The 8,025-nt window shown below is 62.0% G+C and carries 12 protein-coding genes and 1 tRNA gene; 3 read left to right on the top strand and 10 right to left on the bottom strand.

The window, feature by feature from the left end:
* Positions 1-144: 144 nt before the first annotated feature.
* The 9 genes from ABI_RS19130 to ABI_RS25780 form a co-directional block, all read right to left on the bottom strand.
* A complete protein-coding gene (locus ABI_RS19130; RefSeq protein WP_006274713.1) occupies positions 145-378 on the bottom strand; it encodes a DNA gyrase inhibitor YacG in 234 nt (77 codons plus the stop codon).
* Positions 375-1,391 (bottom strand): ribonuclease E/G, encoded by a 1,017-nt coding sequence (locus ABI_RS19125; RefSeq protein WP_006274712.1) that lies wholly within the window; start codon positions 1,389-1,391, stop codon positions 375-377. The genes ABI_RS19130 and ABI_RS19125 overlap by 4 nt, the downstream gene beginning before the upstream one ends.
* Positions 1,385-1,990, bottom strand: coding sequence for a Maf family protein (locus ABI_RS19120; protein WP_040309746.1), 606 nt, complete (start codon positions 1,988-1,990; stop codon positions 1,385-1,387). The genes ABI_RS19125 and ABI_RS19120 overlap by 7 nt, the downstream gene beginning before the upstream one ends.
* A gap of 13 nt (positions 1,991-2,003) precedes the next feature.
* Positions 2,004-2,225: a translation initiation factor IF-1 gene (infA, locus tag ABI_RS19115; RefSeq protein WP_023450735.1), complete on the bottom strand. Its 222-nt coding sequence runs from the start codon at positions 2,223-2,225 to the stop codon at positions 2,004-2,006.
* A 221-nt stretch (positions 2,226-2,446) separates the two neighbouring features.
* Positions 2,447-2,968 (bottom strand): porin family protein, encoded by a 522-nt coding sequence (locus ABI_RS19110; protein ID WP_006274709.1) that lies wholly within the window; start codon positions 2,966-2,968, stop codon positions 2,447-2,449.
* Positions 2,969-3,463: 495 nt separating this feature from the next.
* Positions 3,464-3,931, bottom strand: coding sequence for a UPF0262 family protein (locus ABI_RS19105; RefSeq protein ID WP_006274708.1), 468 nt, complete (start codon positions 3,929-3,931; stop codon positions 3,464-3,466).
* Positions 3,932-3,938: 7 nt separating this feature from the next.
* A complete protein-coding gene (locus ABI_RS19100) occupies positions 3,939-4,382 on the bottom strand; it encodes a DUF2948 family protein (RefSeq protein ID WP_006274707.1) in 444 nt (147 codons plus the stop codon).
* On the bottom strand, positions 4,382-5,674 hold the full coding sequence (gene murA / locus ABI_RS19095) for a UDP-N-acetylglucosamine 1-carboxyvinyltransferase (protein ID WP_006274706.1): 1,293 nt from the start codon (positions 5,672-5,674) through the stop codon (positions 4,382-4,384). The genes ABI_RS19100 and murA overlap by 1 nt, the downstream gene beginning before the upstream one ends.
* 74 nt (positions 5,675-5,748) lie before the next feature.
* The gene (locus ABI_RS25780) at positions 5,749-5,907 is read right to left on the bottom strand and encodes a hypothetical protein (protein WP_006274705.1); all 159 of its coding nucleotides are present in this window, start codon (positions 5,905-5,907) and stop codon (positions 5,749-5,751) included.
* A 94-nt stretch (positions 5,908-6,001) separates the two neighbouring features.
* On the opposite strand from ABI_RS25780, the gene ABI_RS19090 reads away from it, so the two are divergent.
* Positions 6,002-6,076 (top strand) — tRNA-Thr (locus ABI_RS19090).
* A 115-nt stretch (positions 6,077-6,191) separates the two neighbouring features.
* Complete coding sequence (locus tag ABI_RS19085; protein ID WP_006274704.1) at positions 6,192-6,494, top strand: hypothetical protein; 303 nt, start codon at positions 6,192-6,194, stop codon at positions 6,492-6,494.
* On the opposite strand, the gene ABI_RS19080 is transcribed toward ABI_RS19085, so the two are convergent.
* On the bottom strand, positions 6,491-6,991 hold the full coding sequence (locus ABI_RS19080; RefSeq protein ID WP_006274703.1) for a DUF4112 domain-containing protein: 501 nt from the start codon (positions 6,989-6,991) through the stop codon (positions 6,491-6,493). The genes ABI_RS19085 and ABI_RS19080 overlap by 4 nt on opposite strands.
* 96 nt (positions 6,992-7,087) lie before the next feature.
* Between ABI_RS19080 and ABI_RS19075 the strand changes: the two genes are divergently transcribed.
* Complete coding sequence (locus ABI_RS19075; protein WP_006274702.1) at positions 7,088-8,020, top strand: endonuclease/exonuclease/phosphatase family protein; 933 nt, start codon at positions 7,088-7,090, stop codon at positions 8,018-8,020.
* Positions 8,021-8,025 lie beyond the last annotated feature (5 nt).

Raw genomic sequence — 8,025 nt, 5'->3', positions numbered from 1 at the left:
AGCGACACGCGGATTTTCAATCCGCTGCTCTACCAACTGAGCTATCCAGGCCCAACACAGGCCCACGCGAGGCAGCACGACGCCTCGGGGAGGCAGGTCTATAGGCGAGCCGTTTGCGCTTGGCAAGCCGGAAAGTGAAGTTTTTCAGGCTTCTTCGTCGCCGGCCGGCGACGGGCGTGGCGGTGACGCCTCAACCTCGTCGGTGAGGCTCAGATCGCCGTCATCCCCGATGACGTATTCGCCTTTGAGCCAGTGCACCAGGTCGACATCGGCGCAGCGCTTGGAACAGAACGGGGCATAGGTGCGCGCAACATTGACAACGCCCTCAAGGGCCTCGCCATAGGGTTTTTGGCAACGGGTGCAGTAGCGGACGGTCACAGGAAGATAACCTCGGATGGGGTGGCGACCTCTAGGCGCAGCATCGGCGCCAGGGGGTCGAGAGATGCGGAAATGCGCGGGCGGAGGATCGAGATGACGGGTTCAGCCTGACGGATGATGATGACCCGGCTACGGTCCTGCTCAGACAGGCGGATGGCCTGCCACAGACTATATAGGGCGGCATCGAGGAGATGACAGGTATCGCGCGTCGGACAGGTACCCCACGGACGGGTGAATTCCAAGGTGCCGAACTTCCCGATCGGCGCCACGGCAAGGCGCGGCGCTTCCGCCCCAAACCCTTGCAGAAGAAGCGTCCGCAAGCGATCGCCGTCATGGCGCTTGCCGATCAGGTCGACCACGATCAGTCCGGCCAGGGCCGACAGGCGCAGGCGCCGGCCGATGTCGCGCACGGCGGCCTCATTGCAGGCGCGCCCCGCCGTGTGAGATGAGGCCATTCCGGTTTCGGTCGCGCCCGAGGTATCGACATCACAAGCGACCAGCGCGCGGGTCGGCTCGATGTGCAGGTACCCGCCCCCCGGCAGGTCGCCGGAAGGCTGGCGGGCGGCCTCCTCGGCGGTGTCAATGGCCTCGCGGTCGAAGGCCTCCATAACCGGCAGGTCGCCGATCAGGCTACGCGCTCGTTCCAGCAGGCGCGCCTTCAGGCTCTGGACCGGTGACAGACGGCGAGGATCTCCCGTCGCGGCCGCCACATAGCGGGCGCGCGCCAGTTTGTCGCCGCGGGCTTCGGCAACGACCTCGACCTCCATCGCGACGCCTTCGTTCAAGCGCGTGAGGACCTCGTTCGGCCCTTCCAGAACGGCCTCGCTGCCATCGGCCAGTTTCAGAAAGAGGAGGCTGCCGGCGCGACCGCGGAGCCGGGCAACCGATTGCGTGCCCAACACCCCCAGGGAGTGGTCGTGCTCATAGCCCTGGGCGAAAAGCTGCGGCCGGCCCTGCCCGTAGATCGCGCCCCGGGCCAGGCCGAAGCGCGCTTCATAGTGCAGGGTCAGCATGTATAGCCAGCGCCTTCCAGGAGGCAGCGGGCCTCATAGAGGGGGAGCCCCACCACGGCGGTGAAACTGCCGACCAGATGGGTGACAAAGCCCCCTGCCCGTCCCTGGATGCCATAGCCGCCAGCCTTGCCGACCCCCTCGCCCGAGGCGGCATAGCCCGTTATCTCGCTCGGGGTCAGAACCTTGAAGGTGATCCGGGTTTCGACGACGCGCGAGGTCAGCTTGCCCGAGGGCGCGACGACGGCAACGCCGGTATAGATGCGATGGCCGCGTCCGGACATCAACTCCAGGCAACGGACGACATCGGCGGCATCATGGGCCTTGTCGAGCACACGGCGGCCGACGCAGACCACCGTATCAGCCGCTAGCACGAAGCCGGCCAAAGAGCCAGCATGCGTCGCAGCCACGGCACGCGCCTTGTCCTGCGCCAGGCGCAGGGCCAGAAGGCGCGGGGTTTCATCCTTGCGGGGGGATTCGTCGAGATCAGCGGCGGCGATGATGTCCGGCACGATGCCGATCTGCGCCAACAGGTCGCGGCGGCGCGGGCTGGCGCTGGCCAGGATAAGGGGGGCCAAAACCAGGGGGGGCTTCTCAGCCATACCTGATCCGGACTTACTTGAAGCGGTAGGTGATGCGGCCCTTGGTCAGGTCGTAGGGCGTCATTTCGACCAGGATACGGTCGCCGGCCAGGACGCGGATGCGGTTCTTGCGCATCTTGCCCGCCGTGTGGGCGATGATCTCGTGCCCGCTCTCTTCCAGCTTGACGCGGAAGGTCGCATTGGGGAGCAGTTCGACCACCGTACCCGGAAACTCAAGGAGTTCTTCTTTTGCCATTCGGTCTCTCAAAACGTGAAACAGACGCGCCGAACCCGCTGCGGGACTCGATAGGGCGCCAGTCGTGAGGCGCCCGTTTATACCGAAAGGCCTAAAAGGGAAAGCGTTTAGTTTGAGGCAGCAGCTTGTCTTGGTCGCGCTACCGCTTCGCTTCTTGAGCGCGTAGCAAAACGCCCCTCGCTGTGATGCAAGGGGCGCTTGGCGGTCGTCGATCAGGAAGCTTAGAACTTCTTGATCAAACTGACCGAGGTGGTGCCGGCCTCACCCTTGTCGCCGTTAAAATCCGACTTGGTATAGTCGGCACGAAGGGCAAAGTTGTTTTCGAGGTGATACTGGGCGCCAACGCCGTATTCCAGGGCCGTGCCCTGCTCCAGCTTGCCGGCAACGGCCGGGGCCTTCAGGTTGGTGTCGGAGACACCGACGCGGCCGATGAGGTCAAAGCGCGGCGATATGGGCAGGAAGCCGACGCCGTAGGCGGCTACCTTGTTGGTCAGCTTGTATTCGCCGCCCGGACCGTTGTCGTCGTTGGTGCCAAAGGCGGCTTCGCCTTCGACGCCAAAGTGCGGCGTAATCTTAGTCCCGACGCGGGCATTGATCCCGTTCACATTCGTGTCGGTGGTGTCGTTTTGGGTGCCTTGGTAGCCAACCGAGCCGTAAACCTGGCCTACATCCTGGGCATTGGCAGCGGCAGCGCCCGAAAGGGCCAGGGCAGCAGCGGTGGTCGCGATAAGAAGGGTCTTCATTGTATGTGCTCCATAGTCTTTTTTTGACGCCTCATGTTGATCCCAAAAGTGGATTCCACTTTTGGGCATGAGGCTCTAACGGCAGCGATCATGTCGCCGCCTGAGACCTAATATGGCGTCTGGAGCAGGCCACCGTGGGGCCATTTGCGGGTCTTTTCAGGGTATTTGGCACCAACTGTGGCGAGATGGTCATGCCACGGCCTTTTATGTGGCCAGATGTCCGTTTTGCGCCTTGTTCCGGCCGTGTTAATGAACGTTAGCTTAATGACAAAAATGTAAGAAAATCATAAGGATAGGAATTATTTTGCCGTTCCCGGGCTATCGCCCAAATCACGCGAACCGTTGGGCATTCTGAACCGCCCGCGCAGCGGCATTTTACAATAAGGGGGTCCACAGATTAGAGGGATTAGAAGGATTAAGAATAATCTATGCTAATCTGTGAAATCTGTGGATCCCCTTTACATCAAAGGCCGCTGCGCGGCGGGTAGAGGATACCTAAAGACGCAGATGCAGGGCGTTGATCAGCGTGAACAATCGGCGCGAGGTTTCGTGGTCGATCTCGATCTTGCCTTTAAGCCGTTCGGTGAGAAGCTCGGCGCCTTCGTTGTGGACGCCGCGGCGGCCCATATCGATCGACTCGATCTGCGACGGCGTGGCATTTTTCAGCGCCTCGTAATAGCTTTCGCAGATCATCTGGTAGTCACGCATCATCGTCTTGAACGGCGACATCGACAGCATTATCTTGCGTGCAAAGTTCGGCCCCGTGATGTCGAACACCAGTCGGTTGTCCTCGAACGCCAGCCGCAGGTCGAACGGCCCTTCCGATCCGGCCTCGGCCGCGCCTTCGGGGGTGAAGGTGTTGCGCTCGACCAGGTCGAACATAGCGACCTTACGTTCGTGCTCGATCTGATCTGTCGGGGCCGACAGGCTGGCTTCGTCGATGTCGATGCGGGCGAGTTTCATAAGCGAATCAACCGTGATGAGGAGCCGACTTTGCCCGGTGCGGGGCGGCCAGGTCCAGCAATAAGACGTCGATGCATTCTGTTTCGATCCGGATGTCACGCGGCCCTTCGCCGGCGAAGCGCAGGGTCAGCACCGCCGCCGGCGCCTCCAGGGCTTCGACCGAGACGTCGAGAAGGCTGAGAGGCTGCTGGCCGTTCTTGGTATCCATCCCGCGTATCTGTACCTTGTCGACACCCGAAATGCGCAGAACCGACGGTGCGCGCAACGGTTGACGCCCGGGCGCTTCATGGCAGAACCGGTTCATCCGCACCGTGAAGTGGCGGCCGGCACGGTCATAGGCCATGTCGCCGAATCGCAGGGCGGCATCCTGGACCAGGGCCGAAATCGGCGGCACATCGTCGACCGCTTCGGCCATCAGACGAATAGGTTTAAGGGGTGGCTTGCCGAACATCACTCGTCTTCCAGGATCGGCTCCGAGCCCTTGAGCCGCTTGATGTTGGCGCCACAGGCCGACAGCTTGCCTTCCAGGTTCTCGAAACCACGATCCAGATGATAGACGCGGTTGATGATGGTTTCGCCGCGCGCCGCCAGGCCCGCAATCACCAGGCAGGCCGAGGCGCGCAGATCGGTCGCCATGACCTGGGCGCCGCGCAGTTCGGCGACACCCTTTACCCGCGCCTCGCCACCCGAAACCGAAATATCGGCGCCCAGACGGCCCAGTTCCGGCACGTGCATGAAGCGGTTCTCAAAGATGGTTTCCTTGATGATGCTTTCGCCATCGGCCAGGGTCATCAGCGCCATGAACTGGGCCTGCAGGTCGGTGGCAAAGCCCGGATAGACCTGGGTTTCGAGGTCGACCGGCTTCAGCCTGCCGTCCTTGCGGATAATCGTGACCGTGTCGACACCGCGGTGAATTTCACAGCCGGCCTGGGTCAGTTTGTCGAGGAAGATGGAAATCAGTTCCGGCCGCACGCCGGTCAGGCGGACCTCGCCACCAGCCATGGCCGCGGCTGCCGCATAGGTGCCGGCTTCGATACGATCGCAGATGACCGGCCAGTCGGCACCGCGCAGGCTGGTCACACCTTCGACAACGATGGTGGTGGTGCCGGCGCCGCCGATCTTGGCGCCCATGGCGTTCAGGCATTCGGCCAGGTCAACGATTTCCGGTTCGCAGGCGCAGTTGGTCATGACCGTCGTGCCCTGAGCCAGGACGGCCGCCATCAGGGCGTGTTCGGTGGCGCCGACCGAGACGAACGGGAAGGCAATCTCAGCCCCGCGCAGGCCACGCGGCGCCTGGGCAAAGACATAGCCTTCGTGCATGTCGATATGGGCGCCCAGGGCTTCCAGCGCCTTGAGATGCAGGTCGACCGGCCGCGCGCCGATGGTACAGCCGCCGGGCAGCGAAACCTTGGCGTGGCCGGTACGGGCCAGCAGCGGGCCAAGGACATTGAAGGAGGCGCGCATCTGACGCACCAGATCGTAGGGTGCAAAGGCCGAGGTGATCTCAGGCGTATGGAGGGTCATGGATTGACCGCCCTCATCCGACTCGGAAATCACACAGCCGAATCGCACCAGCAGCCGCGACAGCAGACGCGTGTCCGCCAGGCGCGGCATATTGCTCAGGCGCACCGGTTCCGAGGTCAGCAGCGAGGCCGCCATCAGCTTGATAGCGGAATTCTTGGCCCCGGAGACAGGAATGTCTCCGAACAGGGGGCTGCCGCCCTCAATGGCGATGCGATCCATATAGATGTCCGTAAAAAAGGTACGCGAAACGGGAGTGGCGGTTCTACATGACAATAGGCGCCGCGCAATACGGCTTATGACGTTTCGCCGTCCGGCGCCGTCGTATTTTCGTGATCGGGCGCTGGTGACGCAACGGCAGCCGTCTTGCGACGGCGCAGATTCTCGCGTAGCGCCTTTTGCAGCGCCTGCTTGCGGCGCTGCTTCTCAGAAAGCAAGGGTTTGGGGTCGCTCATGCATCCGAGTTACGAAAAGCGTGGAAGAAATTCAAGTGGTCGTGATTTTTCGCTTTGCCTTCCGGAAAACTTTGGCTATAGCCCCAGCCTCTTCGCCGTATTAGCTCAGTGGTAGAGCGCATCCTTGGTAAGGCTGAGGTCGGCAGTTCAATCCTGCCATACGGCACCATCGGGGCCCGGTTCGCAAGAGCCGGGCCCCGGCCAGTTTCAGGACGCGCCACTCCATCTCCAGATTGTTATTTTATTCTCCGAGTGCGACGATTATCGCGAACACGGAGTAAACAATGACAATCGTTGAGCGTCTCAACCAGGCGATTTCCCAGGCCATGCAAAGCGGCCAGGTAATTTCTCAGTTCGACCTGACGGCGTCAGACTACAATGAACTGCGTCAGCTGTTGGTTAGCGGTGACGCCCGTTCAGCCGGTTTCAATCCCGACCAAGACGCCTTCAGAGGCTATCCCCTCCACCACAACGACGTCATCGGAACCAGCATGGCCATCGCCAGCCGGGGCGCCATCTTCCTGTGGAACACAATCACAGAATCGGCGATTCCGACCGACGGCGGGCTGCGCAATCTACGCGGCTAGCCGAGATAGACCACGCGCTTCTTGCCCTTTTGCGCCCGCATGTCGGCCAGGTGCTCGCGATGTTCGTCGGCGTTTCCGCGACGGCCTTCGACATAGTGCGTCCGGTCGATATCCTTCTGGATCAGATGGGCGGCGTACAGGTGGCCCTGGAATAGGGCGTCCGCGCCGCCGGGAATGATGGCCAGAAGCCAGCCGGCGCCAGGAATCAGTTGCAGCAGCTCCTCAACCGTGGTCAGGCCGGCGTCGATCGCCAGGATAATAAACGAGGTGGCGATGGTGCTCAGGGTCGCATGGGACCGAATCCCCTGAATGAGCAGGAAACCGCCGGCCAGAATCGAATAGGCCGTGCTAAGGATGGGAATAGGCAACAAGGCCAGGATCCCGTCGAGACCGATGATATTGATCGGACCTATGCCGATCACGCGGTCCGACAGCCGCTTTACCGACTCAATCGAGTCATAGATACGACGGATATGATCGTGCGACCTGGCCAGCATGGGCTCCCCCGGTAAGCGCCTGAGGCGAAATTAACCATTCGCCTTAACCAGCTAAGGGCACGACAGGGTAAAAAGTCAATCGTCGGCGGGACAGATATGTTGCGACTGTTACAGCGAATCCTAAAAACGGCGGGCATCGCCATCGGCGCCGCCATGGTTTTGATCGCCGTGATCTGCCTTCTGAATCCCCACCGGCCGTTGTTTTACCTGATCGATATCTTCTCGGTGCCGATCCTCACGGCGTTTGCTGCCATCTTGGCGCTGCTCGCCCTGCTGCGGCAAAGATGGGCCGGCGGACTGGCCGCCATGGGCTGCCTGCTGATGGTGGTATCGATCTGGCCCCAGGCCTTTCCGAAACAAGCCGCGCCGGACATGAATAAGCCGCCGGTACGGCTGGTCTTCGCCAACCTGTTGATCCGCAACACCGAACCGGAGAAACTTCTGCCCTGGGTGGAAAAGCAGAATCCCGACATTGTTGCCCTGATCGAGGCCAATCCCGCCGCGCGCGACGAACTGATCAAGGGCTTGAAGGCGACCCGGCCCTATGTGGCCACCCGCTACGACATGGTGGTGGTGTCGCGCTATCCGCTGAAACGTCCAAGTCCGCGCCAGGCCGGCTTAGCCCTGATGACGGTGGAGGTCGAATCACCTGGCCAGCCGTTTACGCTGGCGGTGACGCATCTGACGCGCCCCTGGCCGTTCAGCGATCCGCAGGATCAGCGCCGGCAGTTTTCGCGCCTGGCGCGGTCCCTGGAGAGAATCGCGGATGAAGACCTGGTGCTGGTCGGGGACTTCAACACGCCGCCCTGCGCTTCGGGCATGGGAGATTTCATGGACGAGACGGGCCTGCATGCCGCGCCGATGTGGCGCGGCACCTGGCCCAGCTTCCTGCCGTCCGTGTTGCGGATCGGAATCGACAATCTCCTAGCCAGCCCGGACCGCGTTTTAAGCCGCCGTCAGGTCGGAGGCTTTACAGGGTCGGATCACCGGCCGGTCGTGGTCGATATCCGCCCCGCCCGCAGGGATTAGAGTGC

This window comes from Asticcacaulis biprosthecium C19, assembly GCF_000204015.1.
In the GTDB taxonomy this organism is placed as follows: domain Bacteria; phylum Pseudomonadota; class Alphaproteobacteria; order Caulobacterales; family Caulobacteraceae; genus Asticcacaulis; species Asticcacaulis biprosthecius.
Note: the sequence above shows the minus strand (reverse complement) of the source record. Positions and strands in the feature narration are given on the sequence as shown.